This is a genomic window from Mycobacterium sp. E3251, assembly GCF_001666835.1.
GTDB lineage: Bacteria > Actinomycetota > Actinomycetes > Mycobacteriales > Mycobacteriaceae > Mycobacterium.
On record NZ_LZJF01000023.1, the window covers coordinates 1 to 25,278 of the forward strand.

The 25,278-nt window shown below is 68.3% G+C and carries 26 protein-coding genes and 3 tRNA genes; 11 read left to right on the plus strand and 18 right to left on the minus strand.

The features are described from left to right. Positions 1-310: YciI family protein (locus A5697_RS03250; protein ID WP_231971966.1), on the plus strand; the 310-nt coding region annotated here is incomplete at its 5' end. Positions 311-320: 10 nt separating this feature from the next. Next, positions 321-1,538, plus strand: coding sequence for an RNA polymerase sigma factor (locus A5697_RS03255; RefSeq protein ID WP_067951108.1), 1,218 nt, complete (start codon positions 321-323; stop codon positions 1,536-1,538). Between the two features lie 15 nt (positions 1,539-1,553). Here A5697_RS03255 and rplA read toward each other — a convergent pair whose 3' ends face one another. The 12 genes from rplA to A5697_RS03315 all read right to left on the minus strand — a co-directional run bounded on the left by rplA (position 1,554) and on the right by A5697_RS03315 (position 6,523). Continuing rightward, a complete protein-coding gene (rplA, locus tag A5697_RS03260) occupies positions 1,554-2,261 on the minus strand; it encodes a 50S ribosomal protein L1 (protein WP_007167783.1) in 708 nt (235 codons plus the stop codon). A 73-nt stretch (positions 2,262-2,334) separates the two neighbouring features. Continuing rightward, positions 2,335-2,763 carry a 50S ribosomal protein L11 gene (gene rplK, locus A5697_RS03265; protein WP_067951110.1) on the minus strand — a complete coding sequence of 143 codons (429 nt, stop codon included), beginning with the start codon at positions 2,761-2,763 and terminating at the stop codon, positions 2,335-2,337. Positions 2,764-2,807: 44 nt separating this feature from the next. Beyond that, positions 2,808-3,578 (minus strand): transcription termination/antitermination protein NusG, encoded by a 771-nt coding sequence (gene nusG / locus A5697_RS03270; protein ID WP_067951112.1) that lies wholly within the window; start codon positions 3,576-3,578, stop codon positions 2,808-2,810. 27 nt (positions 3,579-3,605) lie between these two features. After that, positions 3,606-4,061 (minus strand): preprotein translocase subunit SecE, encoded by a 456-nt coding sequence (gene secE, locus A5697_RS03275; protein ID WP_067951114.1) that lies wholly within the window; start codon positions 4,059-4,061, stop codon positions 3,606-3,608. A 93-nt stretch (positions 4,062-4,154) separates the two neighbouring features. Continuing rightward, a tRNA-Trp gene (locus A5697_RS03280) sits at positions 4,155-4,227 on the minus strand. Between the two features lie 144 nt (positions 4,228-4,371). Continuing rightward, positions 4,372-4,872: a (3R)-hydroxyacyl-ACP dehydratase subunit HadC gene (hadC, locus tag A5697_RS03285; protein WP_067951116.1), complete on the minus strand. Its 501-nt coding sequence runs from the start codon at positions 4,870-4,872 to the stop codon at positions 4,372-4,374. A gap of 11 nt (positions 4,873-4,883) precedes the next feature. After that, the gene (gene hadB, locus A5697_RS03290; protein WP_067951118.1) at positions 4,884-5,312 is read right to left on the minus strand and encodes a (3R)-hydroxyacyl-ACP dehydratase subunit HadB; all 429 of its coding nucleotides are present in this window, start codon (positions 5,310-5,312) and stop codon (positions 4,884-4,886) included. Then, complete coding sequence (gene hadA / locus A5697_RS03295; RefSeq protein WP_067951119.1) at positions 5,299-5,778, minus strand: (3R)-hydroxyacyl-ACP dehydratase subunit HadA; 480 nt, start codon at positions 5,776-5,778, stop codon at positions 5,299-5,301. Before hadA ends, hadB begins: the two co-directional genes overlap by 14 nt. A 49-nt stretch (positions 5,779-5,827) precedes the next feature. Then, the gene (gene rpmG / locus A5697_RS03300; RefSeq protein WP_007167776.1) at positions 5,828-5,995 is read right to left on the minus strand and encodes a 50S ribosomal protein L33; all 168 of its coding nucleotides are present in this window, start codon (positions 5,993-5,995) and stop codon (positions 5,828-5,830) included. A gap of 42 nt (positions 5,996-6,037) precedes the next feature. Beyond that, a tRNA-Met gene (locus A5697_RS03305) sits at positions 6,038-6,111 on the minus strand. A 53-nt stretch (positions 6,112-6,164) separates the two neighbouring features. Then, positions 6,165-6,237, minus strand: a tRNA-Thr gene (locus A5697_RS03310). A gap of 76 nt (positions 6,238-6,313) precedes the next feature. Further along, positions 6,314-6,523 (minus strand): type II toxin-antitoxin system VapB family antitoxin, encoded by a 210-nt coding sequence (locus A5697_RS03315; protein WP_067951121.1) that lies wholly within the window; start codon positions 6,521-6,523, stop codon positions 6,314-6,316. A 110-nt stretch (positions 6,524-6,633) separates the two neighbouring features. On the opposite strand from A5697_RS03315, the gene A5697_RS03320 reads away from it, so the two are divergent. The 5 genes from A5697_RS03320 (at position 6,634) to A5697_RS03340 (ending at position 11,950) form a co-directional block, all read left to right on the plus strand. Then, positions 6,634-7,347 carry an MBL fold metallo-hydrolase gene (locus A5697_RS03320; RefSeq protein ID WP_068007952.1) on the plus strand — a complete coding sequence of 238 codons (714 nt, stop codon included), beginning with the start codon at positions 6,634-6,636 and terminating at the stop codon, positions 7,345-7,347. A gap of 63 nt (positions 7,348-7,410) precedes the next feature. Next, a complete protein-coding gene (locus A5697_RS03325; RefSeq protein WP_068007956.1) occupies positions 7,411-8,244 on the plus strand; it encodes a hypothetical protein in 834 nt (277 codons plus the stop codon). Between the two features lie 20 nt (positions 8,245-8,264). Further along, on the plus strand, positions 8,265-8,960 hold the full coding sequence (locus A5697_RS03330) for a crotonase/enoyl-CoA hydratase family protein (protein ID WP_067951125.1): 696 nt from the start codon (positions 8,265-8,267) through the stop codon (positions 8,958-8,960). Between the two features lie 60 nt (positions 8,961-9,020). Continuing rightward, positions 9,021-11,474 carry a molybdopterin oxidoreductase family protein gene (locus A5697_RS03335; protein WP_068007960.1) on the plus strand — a complete coding sequence of 818 codons (2,454 nt, stop codon included), beginning with the start codon at positions 9,021-9,023 and terminating at the stop codon, positions 11,472-11,474. Continuing rightward, entirely contained in the window at positions 11,471-11,950 is a 480-nt protein-coding gene (locus A5697_RS03340; protein WP_067951128.1) for a hypothetical protein, read from the plus strand. The genes A5697_RS03335 and A5697_RS03340 overlap by 4 nt, the downstream gene beginning before the upstream one ends. 105 nt (positions 11,951-12,055) lie before the next feature. Here the strand turns inward: A5697_RS03340 and A5697_RS03345 are convergent, their stop codons facing one another. The 4 genes from A5697_RS03345 to A5697_RS03360 all read right to left on the minus strand — a co-directional run bounded on the left by A5697_RS03345 (position 12,056) and on the right by A5697_RS03360 (position 14,917). Further along, positions 12,056-13,051, minus strand: a complete 996-nt coding sequence (locus A5697_RS03345) for a patatin-like phospholipase family protein (RefSeq protein ID WP_067951130.1) — start codon at positions 13,049-13,051, stop codon at positions 12,056-12,058. A 1-nt stretch (position 13,052) separates the two neighbouring features. Beyond that, positions 13,053-13,520 (minus strand): cyanase, encoded by a 468-nt coding sequence (cynS, locus tag A5697_RS03350; RefSeq protein ID WP_068007972.1) that lies wholly within the window; start codon positions 13,518-13,520, stop codon positions 13,053-13,055. Positions 13,521-13,627: 107 nt separating this feature from the next. Continuing rightward, the gene (locus tag A5697_RS03355) at positions 13,628-14,377 is read right to left on the minus strand and encodes a class I SAM-dependent methyltransferase (protein WP_068007963.1); all 750 of its coding nucleotides are present in this window, start codon (positions 14,375-14,377) and stop codon (positions 13,628-13,630) included. 24 nt (positions 14,378-14,401) lie between these two features. Beyond that, entirely contained in the window at positions 14,402-14,917 is a 516-nt protein-coding gene (locus A5697_RS03360; protein ID WP_067951131.1) for a nitroreductase family protein, read from the minus strand. 177 nt (positions 14,918-15,094) lie between these two features. Between A5697_RS03360 and A5697_RS03365 the strand changes: the two genes are divergently transcribed. Further along, the gene (locus A5697_RS03365; protein WP_067951133.1) at positions 15,095-15,961 is read left to right on the plus strand and encodes a cyclopropane mycolic acid synthase family methyltransferase; all 867 of its coding nucleotides are present in this window, start codon (positions 15,095-15,097) and stop codon (positions 15,959-15,961) included. Between the two features lie 10 nt (positions 15,962-15,971). Here A5697_RS03365 and A5697_RS03370 read toward each other — a convergent pair whose 3' ends face one another. Beyond that, on the minus strand, positions 15,972-16,406 hold the full coding sequence (locus A5697_RS03370; protein WP_067951135.1) for an SRPBCC family protein: 435 nt from the start codon (positions 16,404-16,406) through the stop codon (positions 15,972-15,974). Next, positions 16,406-17,239 (minus strand): lysophospholipid acyltransferase family protein, encoded by an 834-nt coding sequence (locus A5697_RS03375; protein WP_067951136.1) that lies wholly within the window; start codon positions 17,237-17,239, stop codon positions 16,406-16,408. The genes A5697_RS03370 and A5697_RS03375 overlap by 1 nt, the downstream gene beginning before the upstream one ends. Positions 17,240-17,396: 157 nt before the next feature. Here A5697_RS03375 and recC point away from each other — a divergent pair, with 157 nt between their 5' ends. The 3 genes from recC to recD form a co-directional block, all read left to right on the plus strand. Next, positions 17,397-20,684, plus strand: a complete 3,288-nt coding sequence (recC, locus tag A5697_RS03380; RefSeq protein WP_068007965.1) for an exodeoxyribonuclease V subunit gamma — start codon at positions 17,397-17,399, stop codon at positions 20,682-20,684. Beyond that, on the plus strand, positions 20,684-23,986 hold the full coding sequence (gene recB, locus A5697_RS03385) for an exodeoxyribonuclease V subunit beta (RefSeq protein ID WP_068007975.1): 3,303 nt from the start codon (positions 20,684-20,686) through the stop codon (positions 23,984-23,986). The genes recC and recB overlap by 1 nt, the downstream gene beginning before the upstream one ends. After that, the coding region (gene recD, locus A5697_RS03390) for an exodeoxyribonuclease V subunit alpha (protein WP_068007968.1) at positions 23,983-25,278 on the plus strand (1,296 nt) is incomplete at its 3' end. The genes recB and recD, both read left to right, overlap by 4 nt.

The window sequence follows — 25,278 nt, forward strand, 5'->3', positions numbered from 1 at the left end:
GGCATCGGCCCATACGCCGGGCACCCCGGAGTGGGAGGCCGTCGCGGCACGCCACGCCGAGCTCCATGCGGCCGCGGGTGATCACATCCTCGGCGGCGCCGCGTTGCACGACCGGTCCACCGCCACCACTGTGCGGGTGCGCGACGGCGAGGTCCTCATCACCGATGGGCCATACGTGGAGGGCGCCGAAATCGCCACGGGCGTATACCTGCTCGCCGCCGCGGACCGCGACGAGGCCGTCAAGCTGGCCTCGATGATCCCCGCCTCGACCGTGCAGGTGCGGCAACTGGCCGGAGTCTCGGGACTGTAACGCACCAGTGATGTCCGACCTGGACGGCGTCTTCCGGCGGGAATGGGGGCCCGCCGTCGCCGCGCTCGCGCGGTGGTCCGGCGACCTCACCGTCGCGGAGGACGCCGTCCAGGAGGCCTGCGCCGAGGCGCTTCGCAGCTGGGACCGCGACGGCCCGCCGGACAATCCCGGCGGATGGCTGGTGACCGTCGCCCGCAACCGGGCGCGCGACCGCCTGCGCCGCGAATCCGTTCGTCCCGGAAAGGAATTGGCGGCCGTGATCGACGATATCCGGGCGCGCACCGATCACACCGACCCGTCCCCCGTTCGCGACGACGAGCTGCGGATGATGTTCACCTGCGCACACCCCGCCCTGGACCGGCAATCGCAGCTGGCGCTCACCCTTCGGCTGGTGTCGGGGTTGACCGTCACCGAGATCGCCCGCGCGCTGCTGCAGACCGACGCCGCGATCGGTCAGCGAATCACGCGTGCCAAGAACAAGATTCGCCACGCCAACATCCCGCTGCGGGTGCCGCCCGCCGAGCTGCTGCCCGAACGCACACCACACGTGCTCGGTTGTGTCTACTCGGTGTTCACCGAGGGCTATTGGTCGACGGCGGGCCCGTCGGCGATCCGCGACGAACTGTGCGACGAGGGGATCCGGCTGGCCGGTGAACTGTGCGCGCTGATGCCGCACGAGCCCGAGGCCCACGCGCTGGCGGCCCTGATGCTGCTGCACGATTCGCGACGAGCCACCCGGGTGGACGACGCCGGGATGCTGGTGCCGCTCGAGGAGCAGGACCGGCACCGGTGGGACCGCGGCCGAATCGCCCGGGGGCTGGACCGATTACGCCGTGCCGAGGGTTCTCCGGGCCCCTATCTGCCACAGGCGGTGATCGCCGCGCTGCACGCGACGGCGCCGTCCTGGGACCAGACCGACTGGGTCACCATCTGCGCCGCCTACGACCGGCTGCTGGCGCTGACCGATTCGCCGGTCGTGCGCGCCAACCGCGCCCTGGCGGTCGGCTTGCGCGACGGACCCGACGCCGGCCTCGCGGCCCTGGACGAGGTGGCCCACGACCCCCGGCTCGGCCGCTCCAATCTGGTCACGACGGTGCGAGCCGACCTGCTCAGGCGTGCGGGCAGACCGGCCGATGCGCTCCCCTGGTACCGAGAAGCGTTGCGAGTCAACGGTTCCGAGCCGGGCCGGGAGTTCCTGCGCCGCCGCATCGCGGAGTGCGGCGGGTAGCCGGCCCGCTACGACTCAGGCCTCCGCGAAGTTGCGGGTGACGGACGGGTCCACCGGAATGCCCGGCCCCGTGGTCGTCGACACCGTGATCTTCTTCAGGTAGCGGCCTTTCGAGGCGGACGGCTTGAGCCGCAACACCTCGTCGAGCGCCGCGCCGTAGTTCTCGGCGAGGGCCTTCTCGTCGAAGGACGCCTTGCCGATGACGAAATGCAGGTTGGCCTGCTTGTCGATGCGGAAGTTGATCTTGCCGCCCTTGATGTCGGCCACGGCCTTGGCGACGTCGGGGGTGACGGTGCCCGTCTTGGGGTTCGGCATCAGGCCGCGGGGGCCCAGCACGCGAGCGATGCGGCCGACCTTGGCCATCTGGTCGGGGGTCGCGATCGCGGCGTCGAAGTCCAGGAAGCCGCCCTGGATCTTCTCGATCAGGTCATCGCTGCCGACGATGTCGGCGCCGGCGGCCTGCGCCTGCTCGGCCTTGTCGCCGACCGCGAACACCGCGACGCGGGCGGTCTTACCGGTGCCGTGCGGCAGGTTGACCGTGCCGCGGACCATCTGGTCCGCCTTGCGCGGGTCGACGCCGAGCCGGATCGCCACCTCGACCGTCGCGTCCTGCTTGGCCGACGCGGTCTCTTTGGCGAGCTTGGCCGCCTCGAGCGGGCTGTACAGGTTGTTGCGGTCCACCTTCTCGGCGGCGGCGCGGTATGCCTTGCTGTTCTTGCTCATTGATTCATCCAATCGGGTGTTGGGTCGTGGTTAAGCAGCGGGCCGGAGCTGGCCCTCCCACGGTGTTTCGAAACTATTCGACGGTGATCCCCATCGACCGGGCGGTGCCGGCGATGATCTTGGCGGCCGCGTCGATGTCGTTGGCGTTGAGATCGGTCTTCTTCGTCTCGGCGATCTCACGAACCTGGTCCCAGGTGACCTTCGCGACCTTGGTCTTGTGCGGCTCGGCCGAGCCCTTGCCCACGCCGGCTGCCTTGAGCAGCAGCTTGGCGGCGGGCGGCGTCTTCAGGGCGAAGGTGAAGCTGCGGTCCTCGTAGACCGTGATCTCCACCGGGATGACCTGGCCGCGCTGGCTCTCCGTGGCCGCGTTGTAGGCCTTGCAGAACTCCATGATGTTGACGCCATGCTGGCCGAGCGCGGGTCCGACCGGCGGCGCAGGGTTGGCCTGCCCCGCCACGATCTGCAGCTTGATCAGCCCGACGACTTTCTTCTTCGGGGCCATGAGATGTTGGTGTTCCTTCCTGGGGGTGGGCGCAACCGCCCGAGCTAAATCTTGGAGACCTGGCTGAACGTCAATTCGACCGGCGTTTCGCGGCCGAAGATCGACACCAGCACCTTGAGCTTCTGCTGTTCGCCGTTGACCTCGCTGATGGTCGCCGGCAGCGTGGCGAACGGCCCGTCCATGACCGTCACCGATTCGCCGACCTCGTAGTCGACCTCGATGGCCGGACGCTCCAGCCCGCCCGCCTCGGCGGCCGCGGCGGTGGTGGCCGCGCCCTTGGCGGCCTTCTTGGTCGCGCCGCGCGGCAGCAGGAACTTGACCACGTCGTCGAGCGTCAGGGCCGACGGGCGCGACGTCGCCCCGACGAACCCGGTGACTCCCGGCGTGTTGCGCACCGCGGCCCACGAGTCGTCGGTCAGGTCCATGCGCACCAGGATGTAGCCGGGCAGCACCTTGCGATTGACCTGTTTACGCTGACCGTTCTTGATCTCGGTGACCTCTTCGGTGGGCACCTCGACCTGGAAGATGTAGTCGCCGACGTCCAGGTTCTGCACACGGGTCTCGAGATTGGCTTTGACCTTGTTCTCGTATCCCGCGTAGGAGTGGATGACGTACCAGTCGCCTGGCTTCCTGCGCAGTTCCGCCTTGAGCGCGGCCGCCGGGTCGACCTCCTCGGCCGACTCCTCGGGGGCCTCGGCCGCTGAGGTTTCAGCGTCCGTTTCCGGGGCCGCTTCCAGGGCCTGCTCAGCGCCCTCGGCGCGCTCTTCTACGTCGACCGCTTCACCCGCGGACGTGTCACCGTCGAAGGTAGTCACGGTTTTCAGTCCTCTCTATCTTCTCGCTCAGCCGAACACCAGCAGCACCAGCTTGGTGAGGCCGAAATCCGCGAGCCCGACCAGCGCCACCATGAAAGCCAGGAACGCCAGCACCACCGATGTGTAGGTGAGCATCTGCTTGCGGTTGGGCCAGATAACCTTCCGCATCTCCGCAACCACCTGCTTGAGGTAGTTGAAGACGAAGACGAACGGGTTGGCCGAACGGTCCCCCGGCTTCTTCGGTTTCTTGGCCTTCTTGGCCTTGGCGCCCTTGGTGGCCTTGTCCTCCTTGGCAACCTCGGCCTCGTCCGCCGACTCTACGTCGACGTCCTCGCCGGCGTCGGCCACTCGCTGCCGGGATCGTTTGCCGGTGGGGCGCTGCGGCCGCGTCACCACAGCGGTCCGGCCGCCGTTTGCGCGGTCGTCCTCCCTGTCGGCGCCGTCGCTTGCGGCGTCGTTGGCAGCGTCGCCTTCGTCGCTCACCGCATGCTCCTTCAGTTTGCTAGTGTCCCGCGGGCCGTCCCGTGGTGGACGGCCACTATTCCAGTGTCCACCATGGCACGCCTTTTCGTTCAGCAGGGGCGACAGGACTTGAACCTGCAACCTGCGGTTTTGGAGACCGCTGCTCTGCCAGTTGAGCTACGCCCCTTCGCGGTTGGCAGGCCAACCTGCGCTTACCTACCGGGGCTTACATGACACGCGCGCCTTCCGATTGCTCGACTCACGGAAAGCGCGCTAATGCTGGGAAAACCCCGAGGTCCGAGTGTACATCGACGCGCGAGTCAGATACTAATTACGCCGTTCTGACGACCTGGCCGGACTCCGGGTCCCAGCGCAGGTTCTCCGACTGGTCGGCGTACTGGCTCATCAACGTGGTGTAGGCCTCCAAGACCAACTCGCCATCTTCGTTGGTGCAGATGTTCTTGGTGACCACGATGTCGGCGCCGAACCGTTCGTCCACGGACATTACGTCCATCCGGGCCCACAGCTTGTCGCCGGCCTTGATCGGCTGGGCGAACACGAATCGCTGGTCGACCTGCACGATCACCAGGGTTTCCATGCCGATGTCGACGTGCCGGAAGAAATCCAGCTGGACCAGCTTGGCGAAGATGGTCGCGAAGGTCAGCGGCGCGAGGATCGCGTCGTGGCCGAGTGCGGCGGCCGCGTCCTCCCGGTAGTGGGCGGGGTGGCGGTCCTTGACGGCCAGGGCGAACTGGCGGAGCTGTTCACGGCCCACGACGAAGTAGTCCGGGTACCGCCAGATCATTCCGCGGATATCGGTTTTCAGCGCCATTAACAGGCCGCCTACGCGAGGGTCGCGGACGCGATGGCCCTACCGAAGATCTTCTTGCCGCCGGTGGTAGCCGTCAGCGCGATGGTCACGGACTTGGTCTCGGGGTCCACCGACTTCACCCGGCCGTTGAAGACCAACTCGGCACCCTTGCCGTCGTTGGGCACCGGCACCACCGCGGTGAACCGCACGTTGTACTCGGTGACCGCACCGGGGTCACCGATCCACGCGGTGACGTAGCCGCCACCGATGCCCATGGTCAGCATGCCGTGCGCGATCGCGGTGTCCAGCCCGACGACCTTGGCCATCTCGTCGTCCCAGTGGATCGGGTTCAGGTCGCCCGAGACGCCCGCGTAGTTCACCAGATCCTGACGGGTCAGCGGGTAGGTCCGCTCGGGGAGCAGGTCACCCACCTTCACCGAGCTGAACTCACGCAGTGGCATCAGAAAATCCCTCTTCTCCATCCTCACCGGCACGACCCGCCAGGGTCGTGTAGGTCTCCTGCACAACATCACCGGCTTCGTTGGTGATGATGTTCTTGGTCACGATGATCTGGGTGCCGTGCGACACGCGCATTGAATCCACGTAGACGTCGCAATACAGCTTGTCGCCGGCCACGATGGGCGCGTTGAACTTCAGCACCTGGTCGACCTGGACGATCTGGGCGTCGTGGACGGCGATGTTGGCGTACTTGAAGAACGCCGTCTGCGCCTTATAGCCGAACACGCAGATGAAGGTCAGCGGGGCCAGCAGCCCTTTGTAGCCGAGCTCGGCCGCCGCCTTCTCCTCCAGAAATGCGGCGTCGTCATTCTGCACGGCGACCGCGTGCTCGCGGATCTTCTCCCGCTCCACGACGTAATGATCGGGATAGCGGTAGTGCATACCGACGATATCTTCGGTTAACGGCACGGCTCTAAAATCTACCTAGTCAGTCTGAGTAATCACTCGCGGGCCGCCGCTAGCGTGTCTCTCGGTGCGCCTGGTGCTTGCCGCAGTTCGGGCAGAACTTCTTCAGCTCCATGCGGTCCGGGTCGTTCCGGCGGTTCTTCTTGGTGATGTAGTTGCGGTGCTTGCACACCTCGCAGGCCAAGGTGATCTTCGGCCGCACGTCGGTACTGGAAGCCATGACGGTTCTCTCTCAAATCTCTCAAAGTGCATTGTTGTGTTGTAGCGATGGCCGGACTCGAACCGGCGACCTAACGATTATGAGTCGTTCGCTCTAACCGACTGAGCTACATCGCCTCTGGCCACCCCATTTTGGGGTCGTGGCCGCCGCGCCTGCTCGGCGTCCGCCGAGCCCCCTAACGGAATCGAACCGTTGACCTTTTCCTTACCATGGAAACGCTCTACCGACTGAGCTAAGGGGGCCGTTCACCCGAATCGGCAGTGCCGTGGGCCTAAAAGAGGGTACAGCCTGGCTCGCAGCCGGACCAAACCACGGGCGTTAATCCCCGCCGTCGCCGCTCCGGCGCGGCTGCCACGCGCTGAGGTCGCTGAACTCGTCGTACTCTTCGTCCGATTGGCCGGCCTCGGCTCCGGTGAGCAGGGTGCGCAACGCCAGGTTGACGGCCTCGCGGGCATCGGCGAGTTGGAAGCGGCGAATCGCCTCGTCAATCAGATCGACGTCGATCTCGATCTCGACCTTCTTCCTCATGCGCCAACAATACCCACTGCCCAGACACCCAATCGCTGCTCACGGACGGTGTTTTGCCGACTTCGAGGCGGCGCTGCCGACCCTTGGCGGGCACGTCCTAGTCTGGTCACGTGTCAACGGACCGGCTGTACTTTCGCCAACTGCTCTCGGGGCGCGATTTCGCCACCGGCGACATGTTCGCGACCCAAATGCGCAACTTCGCCTACCTGATCGGCGACCGGGAAACGGGCGATTGCGTGGTGGTCGACCCCGCCTACGCGGCCGGCGAACTGCTCGACACGCTCGAGGTCGACGGCATGCACCTGTCGGGAGTGCTGGTGACCCATCATCATCCCGACCACGTGGGCGGATCGATGATGGGCTTCACCCTGCAGGGCCTGGCCGAGCTGCTGGAACGGAAAGCCGTGCCGGTGCATGTCAATACCCATGAGGCGCAATGGGTTTCGCGAGTCACCGGGGTCAGCCTCGGCGACCTCACCGCCCACGAGAATCACGACAAGGTCAGCATCGGCGGCATCGAGATCGAATTGCTGCACACTCCCGGCCACACGCCGGGCAGCCAGTGCTTCCTGCTCGATGGCCGCCTCGTGGCCGGTGACACGTTGTTCCTGGAGGGCTGCGGCCGGACCGACTTTCCCGGCGGCGACTCCGACGAGATGTACCGCAGCCTGCAGCAACTCGCGACCCTGCCCGGCGACCCCACGGTCTTTCCCGGGCACTGGTATTCGGCGGAGCCGAGCGCATCGTTGTCGGAAGTCAAACGTTCCAACTACGTCTATCGCGCCGCGGACCTGGCGCAGTGGCGAATGCTGATGGGCGGCTGAGCGGGCTCGCTCGATCCGAACGAGACGGCAACCGGCCTGTGATATAAGCGGAGGGTGGATTCCATGGGGTGGATCCAGGACAGCTGGAACGGAATCACGCACACTGGGTCCAGCACCTGGATCGCGTGGGCGGCGTGGGCGGCGATCGCGCTCGCCGTTGTCACCCTGATCTTCACCAACCGGCAGATCACCCGCAACCGCCGACTCGCCGCGGAACAGACCCGGCCGCAGGTCGCCATGTTCATGGAACCGCACCCGGCCGACTGGCACGTCATCGAATTGGTGGTCAGGAACTTCGGTCAGACCGCGGCGTACGACATCACGTTCTCGTTCCTGAATCCGCCGACGGTGGCCGAATACGAGAACGCCACCGACGGCTACGCCGACGTCGCCGAACTGCGACTCCCCCGCGAGTTGCCAGTGCTGGCCCCCGGTCAGGAATGGCGCATGGTGTGGGATTCGGCGCTCGACCGCGCCGAAATCGGCAGCGGCATCGAGTCCCGCTTCACCGGCACCATCAGCTACTTCGACCGGCCGAAGCGCCCGAATGGGCGCCGGTTCTGGGAGCGCGAGCGCGTTCCGCTGGAAACCCAGGTGGTGCTGGACTGGGACTCCCTGCCGCCGGTCCAGCGCATCGAGTTGATGACGACCCACGACCTGGCGAAACGCGAGAAGCAGAAGCTGGAGCTGCTGCGCGGGCTGCTGACCTACTTCCACTACGCGAGCAAGGAAACCCGTCCCGAGGTGTTCCGCAGCGAGATCGAACGGATCAACGGCGCGGTGCGGGAAACGCAGGACAGATGGCGCTCCCGCCAGCTCGACGAGCCCACCGATGTCAGCCTGCGCTGGGGCGAGGCCGAGGACGACCTGGGCAAACACCACAGTCAGCCCGCGTGACGGCAAGGAGCCAGCAACCGATGAGCGGCCCGGTCCACTACAGCCTCAAGGATTCCATCGCGGTCATCAAGATGGACGACGGCAAGGTCAACGCCTTGGGTCCGACGATGCAGCAAGCGCTGGGCGAGGCGATCGACCGGGCCGACGCGGACAACGCCGGGGCGTTGGTGATCACCGGCAACGAGCGGGTGTTCAGCGGCGGGTTCGACCTGAAGATCCTGACCTCGGGCGAGGCGCAGCCGGCGATCGACATGCTGCGGGGCGGCTTCGAGCTGTCCTATCGGCTGCTGTCCCATCCCAAGCCGGTCGTGATGGCCTGCACCGGGCACGCCATCGCGATGGGGGCCTTTCTGCTCTCATCCGGCGATCACCGGGTGGCCGCGCACGCCTACAACATTCAGGCCAACGAGGTGGCGATCGGCATGGTCATCCCGTACGCGGCGCTGGAGATCATGAAGCTGCGTCTGACGCAGTCGGCTTACCAGCAAGCCGTCGGGCTCGCCAAGACGTTCTTCGGTGAGACCGCGCTGGCCGCCGGCTTCGTTGACGAGATCGTGCTGCCGGAGATGGTGGTGAGCCGGGCCGAGGAGGCCGCGCGCGAATTCGCCGGTCTGCACCAACACGCCCACGCCGCAACGAAGCTGCGCGCCCGCGCCGACGCGTTGAAGGCCATTCGCGCCGGGATCGACGGCATCGAGGCCGAGTTCGGGCTTTAACGCGGCCCGCCCCCCTGGCCTCGACGTTTTGGACACCGGCGGCCGGGTACGCCCACCGGCGTGACAGTAGACCGGATCGCGGAACCCTGGGGGACGCGGACCCCCTACGAACCGGGCACACGGTGGCCCGAGCGCGTCGACACCTACCTGGCCGACGGCGTCACGCCCGAGTCGGTGGACCGCTGGGTGCAGTCGGCGGCGGTGTTGCATTCCAACGGAGACGGCCTGGACATCGCCGTCAAGGACGGGCGGATCGTGGGGGTGCGGGGCCGAGCCGTCGACCGCGTCAACCACGGCCGGCTCGACCCCAAAGACCTGTTCGGCTGGCAGGCCAATAACTCGCGAGACCGGTTGACCAGTCCGATGATTCGGGTCGGCGGCAAGCTGCGGCCGTGCGACTGGGACACCGCGATGGACCACATCGTGGCTCGCAGTAGGCAACTCCTCGACAACTACGGCCCCAGTTCCATCGGCTTCTACACCTCCGGGCAGTTGTTCCTCGAGGCGTACTACACCCAGGGGGCCATCGCGCACGGGGCGATCGGCACCAACCACGTCGACGGCAACACCCGCCTGTGCACCGCGACGGCGGCCGAGGCGCTCAAGGAATCGTTCGGCTGCGACGGACAACCGGGTTCCTACACAGACGTCGACCATGCCGACGTCATCGCGCTGTTCGGCCACAACGTCGCCGAGACGCAAACTGTGTTGTGGGCCAGGATGCTGGACCGGCTGGCCGGCGATTCGCCGCCGGCGATCGTGTGCGTCGACCCCCGGCTCACACCGGTTGCCCGGCACGCCACCGTTCACCTCGCACCGCTGCCCGGCACTAACGTGGCGTTGATGAACGGCCTGCTGCACGAGATCATCGGTCACGGCTGGATCGATCGGGACTACATCGACACGCACACAGTCGGTTTCGACGAGCTGCGCGGCCGGGTCGAGGAGTTTCCGCCCGAACGGGTCGCCGAAATTTGCGGGGTGGCGGCCGAGGACATCCGGCGCGCGGCGCGACTACTTGGCACCGCCGAGCGGTTACTGTCCACCGTGCTGCAGGGGTTCTATCAATCACATCAGGCGACCGCGGCGGCCGTGCAGGTCAACAACATTCACCTGGTGCGCGGCATGCTGGGCAAGCCGGGCTGCGGGGTGCTGCAGATGAACGGGCAACCGACCGCCGAGAACACCCGCGAGTGCGGCGCGGACGGTGACCTGGCCGGCTTCCGCAACTGGTCCAACGACTCGCACATCAAGGAACTGGCGAAGTTGTGGAACCTGGAGCCCCTGCAGATTCCGCACTACGCCCCGCCCACCCATGCCATGCAGATGTTCCGCTTCGCCGAAGAGGGGACCCTGCGGATGTTGTGGGTCACCGCCACCAATCCCGCGGTGTCGCTGCCCGAGTTGCCGCGCATCCGTGACATCCTCTCCCAGGAGCGGCTGTTCCTCATCGTCCAGGACATCTTCATGACCGAAACCGCCGCACTGGCCGACGTGGTGTTGCCGGCCGCGGCGTGGGGGGAGAAAACCGGCGCCTTCACCAACGCGGACCGCACCGTGCACCTGTCCGAAAAGGCCGTGGAGCCACCGGGTTCCGCGCGTTCGGATCTCGACATCTTCCTTGACTACGCGCGCCGGATGGACTTCCGCGACTCCGACGGCCAACCGTTCCCGCCGTGGACCGATCCCGAGTCGGCGTTCGAGGCGTGGAAAAAATGCACCGCGGGCCGGCCGTGCGACTACACCGGCTTGAGCTATGAGAAGCTGCGCGGCGGCAGCGGCATCCAATGGCCTTGCAACGCAGAGCATCCCGACGGCACCGAACGACTCTACGCCGACGCCAAATTCTGGGCGGCACCGGATTACTGTGAGGCCTACGGCAAAGACCTGATCACGGGCGCCCCGTTGCAGCGAGATGAATACCGCTCGATGAATCCCTTCGGCAAGGCCATCATCAAGGCGGCCGAATACCTTCCCCCGCACGAGCGGCCCAGCTCCGAATATCCGTTCGTGTTGATCACCGGTCGCACCGTCTACCATTTCCACACCCGCACGAAAACCGCTAGGGCCCAACAACTTCAGGACGCCGCGCCTGAGGTGTGGGTCGAGGTCTCAGAACCCGACGCCCGGCGGCTGAGCATCGGCGAGGGCGACCTCGTCGAGGTGAGCACGCCGCGCGGCCGCGTCACCTGCGCTGCCCGCATCTGCGGCATCCGCGACGGCGTCCTGTTCGTGCCCTTCCATTACGGCTACTGGGACGCCGGCAGCAGGGCCCATCAGCGGGCCGGCAACGAACTCACCCTGACCGATTGGGATCCTGTTTCCAAACAGCCGATCTACAAGACCGCGGCCGCCCGGATCGAGAAGAGCCGGGTGGGCCGGCCCGAGACAAACGGCGCCGCGCACGCGCCCACCACCGCGGCGTCCGCGCCGGTCAATGGGGCGGTGCCCGCCACGGCGGGCGGGTCGGCCGCCGCAGTGACCGAGGTCCTGGCGACCGGGGCCCGGCGATGAAGCTCAAATTGGCGATCCGCGAGCTGCACCGCTCCGAACGCAAACTGGCCCACAACCTCAACCTGGTGGCCGCCCGGCACCGCAGCGACCAGGACATCAATCACCTGGCGCAAGACCTGGCCGGCTGGTCGCGGCAGCACCTGAACGAGTTGGCCGAGCACGGCCGGCACTACGGTCTGCACCTGTCGGCCGACCCCCGCACCCGCGTGATCACCGGAGCCGTGCAGTCCCGGATGAGCGGCATCTTGCGGCACCGACCGGAGCCCGGCCTGGTGTTGCTCGCCGATTTGCGGCGGATTCACCGCCTGGCGGCGGGGGTGTCGTTGGATTGGGAGCTGTTGGCCCAGGGTGCGCAGGCCGCCAAGGATTCCGAACTGCTGAGCCTGGCGTCGCGCTGCCACCCCGAGACGCTGCGCCAGATGCGCTGGGCCAACGCGATGCTGAAGGAACTGTCACCGCAGGTGATGATGAACTGAATGGCGAACGCGGTGGCCGCTGCTAGCCGCCACCGCGTTCCCTTCGCCTCCTCGCCGCCAGTGTGACACGTGCGCGTCGCGCCGTCACTTCACTTCCACGACGATTCATCGGAACCGGTCCAGATACGCCGGCCAGTCCCAGGTCGACAGGAAATCCTGCGCGGCCGCATAGCCCCGGTCGCAGAGCTCCTCCAGGCGCCCCCTGGAAATACCGAAGTCGAGAACGCTCACGTCGGTGGACGCGACCCCGATGGTGCGGCACTTGACCCACGGCAGGCTCAGCTGCGCCTGGTCGTGGCCGACCAGCATGGTGGTGAAAAGGCTTTGCAGCAGGGCGGACTGCTTGAGGAAGCGCAGCGGGCGCAACGCGGGGAACACCTGGTCCACACCCTCGGCGAGCTTGGGCATCACCGTGATCCCGAACGTCGGCCAGCGCGGCGGTTTGCCGTCGGTGCGGTCCAGCGAGTCGACCGGGAAATTCGACAGCACCCCGCCGTCGACCAGGTTCGACGTGAGCCCCATGGTGTCGGTCAGCCTGACCGGCGGGTAGAAGAACGGGATCGCCATCGAGGCGCGGACCGCGTCGGCGACGGGCTGCTCGTCGGGATCGAGCCCGTAAAGCCGCCGATAGTCCCAGGGCAGCCGCACCAGCTGCGCCGCGGTGACATCGGCGACCGTGACCGCCACCTTGTAGCGCCGTTCGGGAGGAAGATCGCGGTCGTCGAGGGCCAGATCACCGAACGTGACGACCCCCAGGTTCTTCAGCTCGCTGCGGATCCACTCGTGGGCGAAATCGCCGCGGTACATGGCCGTGTCTCGCGCCAGCCCCCAGGCGGACCCGACGAAGGGCACCGGCCCCGCGTCACGCCAACGGCGCAACGGCACCGACAACGCGAGTTCCCTGATCTGACCACTGGTCAGTTGATTGCCGTTGGACGCGGCGGCCGAGATGACCGCGACCACCGATCCCGCCGAAACACCCGACACCCGATAGGCCGAGTAGCCCGCATCCATGAGCGCGGCGACCGCGCCGACCAGGCCGATGAACTTCACGCCCCCGCCGGAGAGAACGAGGTCTACCGGTTTCGTCTCGGCCACCATGTCAGCTGTCCGACGAAACCCATTGGTATGGAAGGAATTTGCCGTCGAGGGTCACCACGACGCGGTCGCCGGACGGGTGCGACTTCTTCTGCAGGTCGACGCTGAAGTTGATCGCGCTCATGATGCCATCGCCGAACTGTTCGTGGATCAGCTCTTTGATGGCACCGCCGTAAACTTGCAGGGCCTCGTAGAAGCGATAGATCGTTGGGTCGGTGGGGACCGCGCTCGGCAGCCCGCCCCGCATGGGCGGTGCCGCCAGCACGGGCACCACCGACTCGTCCAGGTTCAACTTCTCGGCGAGAATCCTTGCCGGCTCAGCGGGAATGGCGTGTTGACCTAGCAGCGCCGCGGTGGTCCATACCACCGGCCGGTCGATGGCCTCGGCCAGCTGCTGCCAGGTGAGGCCGAGCCTCAGGCGGGCCAGGACGATCTGCTCGGTGATCTCGTGTCGGTTCATGGCCCCAAGCATGCCCGCCCCCGGCGGCGCCATGTCGGAACCATGAGGCTCTGCCCGATTTGATAGCGCATGCGATATCAAATTCGCGGACGAGGCATACCTCGAGGAGCCGTCGGCCCTCACCCCGGCTTCGTCGCGGTGACCAGGCGGGTGGAAAACCACGGACCGCCGTAGCTGATGCGCCATCCGAGGTTGCGGCGCCGCACGTTTCGCCACCCCAGGTCCCTTAGGTGCGCGGCATGCTGGCGCGTCTCCCATAGGTCCGCGATGGCCAGCCGACCACCCGAGCGCAGCACCCGGGCCGCTTCGTCGAGAGCCTTGCGCCTGCCGGCGTGCGTCGCGATGTTGTGGATGGCCAGGTTGCTGACGATCACGTCGACGCTGTCGTCGGCCAAGGGCAGGGCGGTCATATCCGCGGTGTGCACCTCGATGCGATCGGCGACGTGCTCCAGCGCCGCGTTCGCCAGGGTGGCGTCCGGGGAGTTGTCGGTCTGGTCGGCGTGCCACAGATCGACACCGATCGCCCGGCCCCGCGGCAACCGCTTGGCCGCGGCGAGCAGCACCGCACCGCGCCCGCACCCGAGGTCGAGCACCGTTTCGTCGCCGCGCAGTTCGAGGTCGTCCAGCACCCGGTCCCACACGACGAACTTGCCGACCCGCGTCGCGTACGCGTAAAGGGCTGCGCTAGAGGCGATCCCGACGGCTGACACCGCCGCCAGCCCTGCCGTCACCCGCTTGCCTCGCGCCCAGCTGATAGCACCCCACCCCGCCAGCGCGGCGGTCTGGGCGGCGAGGCCGATCGCCTGCCAGCGCGCCGAGACGGTGTGAAACGAGCCGTCGATTCCGTAGTCACCCCGGTGTTCATGCACGGGGAAGAGCCTACGACCGCTCACTCACCAACGACCGTGGTGGATGACCTCGTCGAAGGGCCGCCGATTCGGTGTGCGGATCGGGGCGAGCGGACGGTCGGCGGGATACCCGAGACCCAGCAGGAAGGCCACCAGCCGGTCGTCGGGGACACCGAGGATGGCCCGCGCCTTCTCCTGGTCTCCCACCGACGAATGCCCGGTCCCGATTCCCAGGTCCGTGGCCGCGATCATCATCGCCATCGTGGCCTGCCCGACGTCGTAGTTGTCGGTGACCACCCGGCGCTCGTCGGGCGGGACGGGCACCACGATGGCAATCGCGGCCGCGGCGCCCGCGATGTGCCCCGCGCCCTGCCACACGGTCGACAATTCCTGCAGGTCCGCCCGGTCCGTGACGATCACGAAGTCCCACGGCTGCCGGTTCTTCGCCGACGGCGCGCGCCACCCCGCCTCGGCGATGCGATTGAGGTCGTCTTCGGAAATCGCGTCCGGTTTGTACTGCCGGACGTTGCGCCGGGCGCGAATCGCGTCCCAAGCCTCCATTTGTTCCTCCTCATTTCCAGCCGACTCCGGGTAAACGGGGGTAGCCTCATCCGAATTCCCCGCATACGCGCGCCGAAGTTTGATTCCGGCAGTTACGGGAAGCCAGGGTGAACCAGCTGAGCCGCCCACTCGTGTACAGCTGAATGGCCCCGGATTCAGGAAAGGCGCGTAGCTGGTATGACAGAGAACCTGACGCCGCACTTCGAGGACGTCCAGGCGCACTATGACCTGTCCGACGACTTCTTCCGGTTGTTTCTCGACCCCACCATGACCTACAGCTGCGCCTACTTCGACCGCATGCGAGACATCCCGCTCGAAGAGGCGCAGCTCCGCAAGATGGACCTGGCGCTCGGCAAGCTGGGATTGCGGCCGGGTATGACGCTGCTGGACGTCGGCTGCGGCTGGGGCGGCACGATGCGCCGCGCGCTCGAGAAGTACGACGTGGACGTCATCGGGCTGACCTTGTCCGAGCACCAGGCCGCCCATGTGCAGAAGATGTTCGACGCGATGACCACCACGCACAGCAGGCGGGTCCTGCTGCAGGGCTGGGAACAGTTCGACGAGCCGGTCGACCGGATCGTCTCCATCGGCGCGTTCGAGCACTTCGGGTACGACCGGTACGACGATTTCTTCCAGAAGGCCTTCCGGGTGCTGCCCGACGACGGGGTGATGCTGCTGCACACGATCACCATGTTCACCCCGGAGCAGATCCTCGAACGCGGCCTGCCGATGACCGAAGAGCAGACCAGCTTCAACAACTTCATCGCCACCGAGATCTTCCCGGGCGGTCAGTTGCCGCCGATCGAGATGGTGGAGTTCCACGCCTCGAAGATGGGCTTCAACCTGGTACGCAGGCAGTCGCTGCAGCTGCACTACGCCCGGACGCTCGACTTGTGGGCCGCGGCGCTCGAGGCACACCGGAGCGAGGCGATCGCGATCCAGTCCGAAGAGGTGTATCAGCGATACATGAGGTATCTGACCGGCTGCGCCAAGGCTTTCCGGGACGGCTACATCGACATCAACCAGTTCACATTGGCCAAGTAGGCGCGTTCGGTCACGACTCGACAAGGCGCCGAAGGTTTTTCAGGCTCTCGTCGAGGGAACGACCGACCCAGAACGCCGCGACCCGATCGGCGATCAGGCCCAGCAGCCCGCCCTCCGAGCTGTAGGCGAGCCGAAATGTCACGCGGGTCCGGCCCGGTCCCGCGTCGCGCAACCGGAACCGGCCCCGCTGTGTGACGCCGGTGATGTTGATCCAGGCCAGATCTCGCGCGGCGTCGAACTCCACCACTTCGGCGATGCCGCCCACCGGGATCGAGCCGATCTTCCACAGCACGGTGTAGCGGGCGCCCACCCGGGCCGGGCCCTCGGTCAGGGTCTCCCAGCGCTCCAGGTGCGGCAGGAACGAGGGGTAGCGATCCGGGTCGCTGAGCACCTTCCACACGGTGTCGCGGTCGGCATTGACGACGATCCGGCGTTCGACGCGCATCAGCCGATCACCGGCAATCGGCGTTCGGAGGCCAGCCGATCGACACCGGCCTGCAGGCTGGCGATCACCGCGTCGTAGACCGCCTGGTCGTCGTCGTGCACCGTGATCGGCTCCTGCACCTCGATGACGATCTTGGCGGGCAACGGGATATGCCCGAGCAGGTCGCTGACGTTGAGGCCCCACGGCAGCGCCAGCGAGATCGGCACGCTCTTGAGCCGGACCACCTTGTCGAGCAGCAAAAGTTTGGCCAGCCACTGCGCGCGGCCGAGGAAGAACGCGGTCTCCTGGCCGCCGACGCTGGCCACCGGAACGATCGGCACGCCGGTCTCTCGGGCCAGCCGCACGAAGCCTTTGCGGCCGCCGAAGTCGACGACGTGCCGCTGCCAGGACGGGCGGAACACCTCGTAGTCGCCGCCCGGATACACCAGCACGGCCGCGCCGGATTCCAAAGCGAGACGGGCGTTTTCGGGACTGGCCGCCACGGTGCCGAACTTGCGCAGCCAGCGCAGCGGGGGGTAGAGGGTGACCAGGTTGTGCGCGAGCTGATAAAACGGGCGCTCCACGCCGAAGTACGAGCAGAACGCCAGGGTGAAGACGAAGGTGTCGGGCGGGACGTTGCCACCGCTGTGGTTGCCGACCAGCAGCACCGGGCCGTGCGCGGGGATGCGGTCGAGCCTGCGGACGTCGGCCCGGAAATACAGCGACGCCACCAGCCAGGTGGCGGGCAGCTGGTCCCGGATGAAGTCCGGGTCGCGCTGATCGAGGTCCGCCTTGGGAACCCGGTCCCCAATCTGCCTACTCGCCCACCCGATGGCATCCGCGACGCCGGCCATGGTCTCAGCCTGGCACAGCGGAGCCGGCCGGTGCAGGGACTTTCGTCGCTATCGCGGCGGGCGGTCGGTCACCTCCGCCCCGTGATCGCGCAGGTATGGGACCTCGATGGCCGTCCCGCCTCCCGGTGTCGGTGTCGGGGTCTATCGTTGCACCGCAATGGCGCTTCATCTCCACCGTGCCGAACGCACCGATCTACTTGCCGACGGCCTCGGCGCCCTGCTGGCAAACCCGCAGACCGACCCGTTCGCCGAAGAACTCGTGCTGGTGCCCGCCCGCGGCGTGGAGCGCTGGCTCAGCCAGCGGCTCTCGCATGTGCTCGGTCGTGCCGGCCCAGGCGGTGACGGGGTGTGCGCCGGGGTGGTATTCCGCAGCCCCGGCTCCCTGATCGCCGAACTCACCGGCACGGCGGATCAGGATCCGTGGTCGCCGGACGCGATGGCCTGGCCGCTGCTGCAGGTGATCGACCGCTCGCTGGATCAGCCGTGGTGCCGCACCCTGGCAACGCATTTGGGCCACTTCGCGCCGACGGAGGCGGAGGCGGAGCTGCGCCGCGGCCGCCGCTATTCGGTGGCGCGCCGGCTGGCCGGCTTGTTCGCGTCGTATGCCAGGCAACGCCCGAGCCTGCTGACCGATTGGCTGGCGGGCGATCCGGGTGACCTCGACCCGGACCTGGCCTGGCAACCGGAGCTCTGGCGCGCGCTGGTGGCCGCCGTGCCCGCCGATCCCCCGCACATCCGGCACCAGCGGACCGTCGCCGGGCTGCGCGAAGGCCGGACCGGCCTGCCGGCGCGGCTGTCCCTGTTCGGCCACACCCGGTTGGCGTGCACCGACGTGGAGCTCCTGGACGCATTGTCCGCCCACCACGACTTGCATCTGTGGCTGCCGCATCCCAGCGACCAACTGTGGCGCGCGCTGGCCGGCGCCCGCGGTGCCATCCCCCGCCGCCTGGACACCGGCCATCGCACCGTGGGTCACCCACTGCTGGCCACGCTCGGACGCGACCTGCGCGAACTCCAGCGCGGCCTGCCCGCCGATCCGCAGACGGACGAGCATCTCCCCGCACCGGAACGGCCCGACACACTGCTCGGCTGGCTGCAGTCCGACATCGCCGCGAATGCCGTTCGGCCGCAAGGGCGTAACCTCGCCGAAGATGACCGCTCCGTGCAGATACACAACTGCCACGGACCGGCGCGCCAGGTCGACGTGCTGCGCGAGGTGCTGCTCGGCCTGCTGCAGGACGACCCGACGCTGGAGCCGCGCGACATCCTGGTGATGTGCCCGGACATCGAGACGTACGCGCCGCTGATCGTCGCCGATTTCGGGCTCGGCGACGTCGTGCACGGCGCGCATCCCGCGCACCGGTTGCGGGTGCGGCTCGCTGACCGCTCTCCGCTGCAGACCAATCCGCTGCTCGGGGTCGCCTCGCGGTTGCTGGCGCTGGCCGGCAGCCGGGTGACCGCCAGCGAGGTGCTCGACTTCGCCGAGGTGGCGCCCGTGCGCGCCCGCTTCGACTTCACCGACGACGACCTGGAGGCCATCACCCGCTGGGTCCGGCAGGCCAACATCCGGTGGGGGTTCGACCAGGAGCATCGGCGGCCGTATCACGTCGACTTCGTGCACAACACCTGGCGTTTCGGCATCGACCGGGTGCTGGCCGGCGTCGCGATGTCCGACGACTCGCACGCCTGGCTGGACGCGACGCTGCCCCTCGACGACGTCAGCAGCAACCGCGTCGAATTGGCCGGCCAATTCGCCGAATTCGTGGACCGGCTGCAACGCGCGGTCGACTCACTCACCGGCGCGCGGCCGTTGGGCGACTGGCTGGCCGCGCTGGCCGACGGGATCGAGCTGCTGACGCGCATCGACGACTCGGACCTGTGGCAGACCAGTCAGATGCACCGGGAGTTCGCCTCGACGCTGGCCGACGCCGGGCCGCACGCCGGCACGGTGCTGCGGCTGCCCGACATCCGGGCGCTCCTCGAGGGGCGCCTTGCCGGGCGCCCGACGCGGGCCAACTTCCGCAGCGGCACGCTGACGGTGTGCACCATGGTCCCGATGCGCTCGGTGCCGCACCGGGTGGTGTGCCTGGTGGGCCTCGACGACGGCGTGTTCCCCAGGCTCGGTGTGGTCGACGGCGACGACGCGCTGGCCCGCGACCCGATGACCGGCGAGCGCGACATCCGTTCGGAGGACCGGCAATTGCTGCTGGACGCCATCGGCGCGGCCACCGAGAAGCTGGTGATCACCTACACCGGCGCCAACGAGTACTCGGGCCAGCCGCGTCCGCCCGCGGTGCCGCTGGCCGAGCTGCTGGACACCCTGGACATGACCGCGTCGAGCGAGCAGACGGGCAAGGTTCGCGGGCGCATCGTCGTACAGCATCCATTGCAGCCCTTCGACGTTCGCAATGTCATCCCGGGAAGGCTGGTGCCGAAAGTCCCCTTCAGCTTCGACCCGACCGTGCTGCGCGCGGCGCGGGCCGCCGCGGGCGAACGCGGCGAGGCGCGCAGGTTCATTTCGGAACCGCTGCCGGCACCGCCGGCCGACGACGTCATCCTCGCCGACCTGGTGAGCTTCTTCAAGGACCCGGTCAAGGGCTTCTTCCGCGCCCTCGAATTCACCCTGCCGCGGGACGTCGACGGCGTGCAGGACGCCATACCCGTCGACCTGGACGGCCTCGAGGAGTGGACGGTCGGCGACCGGATGCTGAGCGACATCCTGCGCGGGTGGACACCGGACGACGCCCGGCAGGCCGAGTGGCGGCGGGGGACCCTGCCACCCGGCCAACTGGGATGGCGCAGGGCAACCGAGATTCGCGACCAGGCCGCCCTACTGGCGGCCGCCGCGCAGCAACACCGCGGGGCCGACGCCAAGGCGTACGACGTCGACATCGAACTCGGCTCCGGGCGGCGGCTCACGGGCACGGTCGCACCCGTGTACGGGGAGCGGCTGGTATCGGTGACCTATTCCAAGCTGGATGGCAAGCATCTGCTCGAGTCGTGGATTCCCTTGCTGGCATTGATCGCTCACGACCCCGACCGTGACTGGTCGGCGGTGTGCATCGGCCGCCTGAAGAGGGGGACCACCCCGCGGGTGGAGGGGCTCGGGCGTCCACCCGACGACGCCTCAGCGGTGCTGCGTGAGCTGGTGGCGATCTACGACGCGGGGCGCCGGGAGCCGATCCCGTTGCCCATCAAGACATCCTATGCCTGGGCGGCCGCCCGGCACTGCGGCGACGATCCGCTGCGTGAGGCGGAATACCGGTGGAAGTTCGAGCACGATGAGCCGGCCCACCTGCGGGCCTGGGGCAAGAACACCCGCCTGACCGATCTGATGCGACCCGTGCGACCGGGCGAGGAGCACGACGGCGAAGACACCCGGCTGGGCGCGTACGCCGCCCGGGTTTGGCTGCCGATGCTGCGCTCCGAAAGGAAGCCGACATGATCGAGCGGTTCGACCTGCTCGGACCGCTGCCCGCCGATCGGTCCACCACGGTGCTGGAGGCCAGCGCGGGCACCGGCAAGACGTTCGCGCTGGCGGGCCTGGTCACCCGCTACGTCGCCGAGGGCGTGGCGACGCTGGACCAGATGTTGCTCATCACCTTCGGCCGCGCCGCCAGCCAGGAGCTGCGGGAGCGTGTGCGCGGCCAAATGGTCGAGGCGGTGGCCGCTTTCGATGACGGCGCGGGTGCCAATGAATTGGTGGCTTACCTGCTGGAGGGCACCGACGACCAGCGCGCGGTGCGCAAGCAGCGCCTCCGCGACGCGCTGGCCCGCTTCGACGCGGCAACGATCGCCACCACGCACCAGTTCTGCCAGTTGGTGTTGAAGTCGCTGGGCGTGGCCGGCGATACCGCCGCGAACGTCACGCTGCTGGAGAGCCTCGACGAGCTGATCGTTCAGATCGTCGAGGACCTCTACCTCGCACACTTCGGACAAGAGCGCGACGATCCGGCGCTGGATTACCGCGAGGCGCTGCGGCTGGCGCGCGAGGTCGTCAAGAATCCCTCGACGCAGCTGCGGCCGCGCGACCCCGAGCCCGGATCGCGGGCCGCCGTGTGCGTCTCCTTCGCGAAAGACGTTCTCGCTGAACTTGATACGCGCAAGCGGCGACTGGGCGTGCTCGACTACGACGACCTGCTGAGCCGGCTCGCCGCCGCGCTGGCCACCGACGACTCCCCCGCGCGGGCCCGGATGCATCACCGCTGGCCGATCGTCATGGTCGACGAGTTCCAGGACACCGACCCGGTGCAGTGGCAGGTGATCGACCGCGCGTTCAGCGGACGCTCGACGGTGATCCTCATCGGTGATCCCAAGCAGGCCATCTACGCGTTTCGCGGCGGTGACATCGTGACGTATCTGCGGGCGGCCGCGACCGCCGGTGAGAAGAAGACGCTGGCCGTCAATTGGCGTAGCGATGCGGCACTCATCGATCGCCTGCAGGTGGTGTTGCGCGGCGCCCAACTTGGCGACCCCGCCATACTGGTGGACGACGTCGAGGCCTACCACCGGGGACACCGGCTCGCCGGTGCCCCGCACAACGACCCGTTCCGGTTGCGGGTGGTGCAACGAGAATCGTTGGGCCGCCGTGGGGTTCAAAACTTGCCCATCGACGAGCTGCGGGCACACATCGGCGCCGACCTGGCCGCCGATGTCCGCGCATTGCTGGCGAGCGGCGCGACGTTCGGTGGCAGGCCGCTGCAGGCCCGCGACATCGCCGTGATCGTGGAGAAGCACAAGGACGCCGCCGCCTGCTACCGGGCGCTGTGTGACGCGGGCGTACCGGCGGTGTACACGGGCGACTCGGACGTGTTCTCCTCGGACGCCGCCGAAGACTGGCTCTGCCTGCTGGAGGCGTTCGACCAACCGCACCGGCCCGGCATGGTGCGCGCCGCGGCGGCGACCATGTTCTTCGGCGAGACCGCGGAATCGCTGACGGCCGGCGGTGACGCGCTGACCGACCGCGTCGCGGAAACGTTGCGGGAGTGGGCCGGTCACGCCCGGGAGCGTGGCGTCGCGGCCATCTTCGAGGCCGCGCAGCTGTCGGGCATGGGCGACCGCGTGCTGTCCGCCCGCGGCGGCGAACGGCACATGACCGACCTGGCGCACGTCGCGCAGCTGCTGCAGGAGGTCGCGCATCGGGAGCGCTCCAGCCTGCCCGCGCTCCGCGACTGGCTGCGCAGGCAACGCGGCGAACGCGGCGGCGCGCCCGAACGCAACCGGCGCCTGGACAGTGACGCCGCGGCCGTGCAGATCATGACCGTCTTCGTGAGCAAGGGCCTGCAATACCCGATTGTGTATTTGCCGTTCGCGTTCAACCGCAATACCCAGGACCGCGATGTGGTGCTGTTCCATGACGAGGGCGTGCGCTGCTTGCACATCGGCGGCAAGGACAGCCCGGACTTCACGGCCGTCGAGAGGCTGGGCCGCAAGGAGGACGCCAGCGACGACAGCCGGCTGACGTATGTCGCGCTGACCCGCGCCCAGGCGCAGGTCGTGGCCTGGTGGTCGCCGGCGTTCGACGAACCCAACGGCGGACTCTCGCGGCTGCTGCGCGGCCGCCGACCGGGAGATTCCTGCGTACCCGACCGATGCGAACCGGCCAAGATCTCCGACGACGACGCGATGGCCCGCTTGCGCGAATGGGAGGCGGCGGGCGGTCCGGTGATCGAGCGTTCGGTGGTGGCCGCGGCACCGTCCGTGCCGCCCGAGCCGGTGCCGTCCGACCTGGCCAGCCGCCACTTTCATCGCGGCATCGACACGGGGTGGCGGCGCACCTCGTACTCCGGCCTGATCCGGGCGGCGACGGAGATTTTCGGGTCCGTCGGGGTGAGCAGCGAGCCGGAGGTCACCGAACTGGACGACGAAGCGGGTGATCTTCCGCTGGCCCAGGGTTCATCCGGGCCGGAAGTGCCGTCGCCGATGGCGGACCTGCCGATGGGCGCGAAGTTCGGCACGCTCGTGCACGCCGTGCTGGAGACGACTGACCCGTTTGCAGCCGATCTGGCCGCCGAGTTGGAGTCACACATCCGCGGCCACTCGGTGTGGTGGCCGGTCGACGTGGCCCCGGACCTGCTGGCAGCGGCCATGGTGCCGATGCACGATACGCCGTTGGGTCCGCTGGCCGGCGACCTGACCCTGCGCCGGATCGGGCTCCAGGATCGGTTGCGCGAGTTGGACTTCGAGTTCCCGCTGGCCGGCGGTGATCTGCGCTCGACCGCGCCCGAGATCCGCCTGGCGGACATGGGGACGTTGCTGCGCGCGCACCTACCGGCCGACGACGCGCTGGCGCCGTACGCCGATCGGTTGACCAGCCGCCCCCTTGGTGATCAGCCGCTGCGCGGCTACCTCACCGGCTCCGTCGACGCCGTGCTGCGCGTGCCCGACGGCGCGGCGCACCGCTACCTGGTGGTCGACTACAAAACCAACTGGCTCGGTGATCCCGACCGGCCGCTGACATCCGCCGATTACGACCGGCCACGGCTGGTCGAGGCGATGCTGCACTCGGATTATCCGCTGCAGGCGCTGCTGTACAGCGTTGTGCTGCACCGGTTCCTGCGGTGGCGGCTACCTGAATACGACCCGGCGCGGCATCTCGGCGGCGTCCTCTACCTCTTCGTGCGCGGGATGTGCGGCGCGGCCACACCCGTAATCGATGGGCACCCGTCGGGGGTGTTCAGCTGGCGGCCGCCGTCGTCGTTGGTAACCGAAATGTCGGACCTGCTCGACGGGAGGGCGGCCGCGTGACGCTGGAGGCGATCGGCGCCGAGGGCCTGCTGCGGACGTACACCGGGGCAGGCGTCTTCGAGGCCGCCGATGTCCATGTGGCACAGCGGCTTACGGCGCTCGCCGGCGAGCCCGACGAGCGGGTGGCGCTGGCGGTCGCGCTGCTGGTGCGCGCGCTGCGGGGCGGTTCGGTGTGCGTGGACCTGCACACGGTGGCCGCGCAAGTCGGCGACGCGGAGCTGCCCTGGCCCGACGCCGGCGAATGGATGGCCGCCGTGCGGTCCAGCCCGCTGGTCGGCTCGCCGCCGGTGCTGCGGTTGTTCGGGGAGCTGCTGTACCTGGACCGGTATTGGCTCGAGGAGGAGCAGGTGTGCGCCGACCTGCTCGCGCTCTCCGTTCCCCGGGCAACGGGCGACGTGCCCGCCGTCGATCGGCTCTTTCCATCAGGCTATGACGAGCAACGGGCCGCCGCGGAAATCGCTGTCTCGCAGGCGGTCACCGTGCTGACCGGCGGCCCGGGCACCGGCAAGACCACCACGGTGGCGCGACTCCTTGCTCTGCTGGCCGGGCAGGCCGAGCTCGTCGGCCTCCCTCGGCCCCGGATCGCGCTGGCGGCGCCGACCGGCAAGGCGGCGGCCCGGCTCGCCGAGGCGGTGGCCGCCGAGGTGCAGCGGCTGGACGCCGCGGACCGGGCGCGGCTAGCGGGCCTGCCGGCGACGACGCTGCACCGGCTGCTGGGCTCTCGGCCGGATACGTCGGTGCGGTTCAAGCACAATCGCGGCAACCGGCTGCCACACGACGTGATCGTCGTCGACGAGACGTCGATGGTGTCGCTGACGATGATGGCCCGCCTGCTCGAGGCGGTGCGGCCCGATACCCGGCTCATCCTGGTGGGCGATCCCGACCAGCTCGCCTCGGTGGAAGCCGGTGCTGTGCTGGCCGATCTGGTGGATGGGCTCGCTACGCGCGACGACGTGCGGGTCGCGGCGCTGCGCACGCCGCATCGCTTCGGCGAGTCGATCGGTGCGCTGGCCGAAGCGATCCGGATCGGCGACGCCGACCGCGTGCTGGAGTTGCTGAGTGCCGGTGGCGATCACGTCGAGTGGCTCGACTCCGACGGGCCGACCGACCGGCTGCGCGCGGTCCTGGTTCCGCACGCGCTGAGGGTGCGGGAGGCCGCGGTGCTCGGCGCCACCGGTGTGGCGTTGGCGACGCTCGACGAGCACCGGCTGTTGTGCGCGCACCGGCACGGCCCGTACGGGGTGTCGCACTGGAACCGGCAGGTGGAGCGTTGGCTCACGGAGGAGACGGGT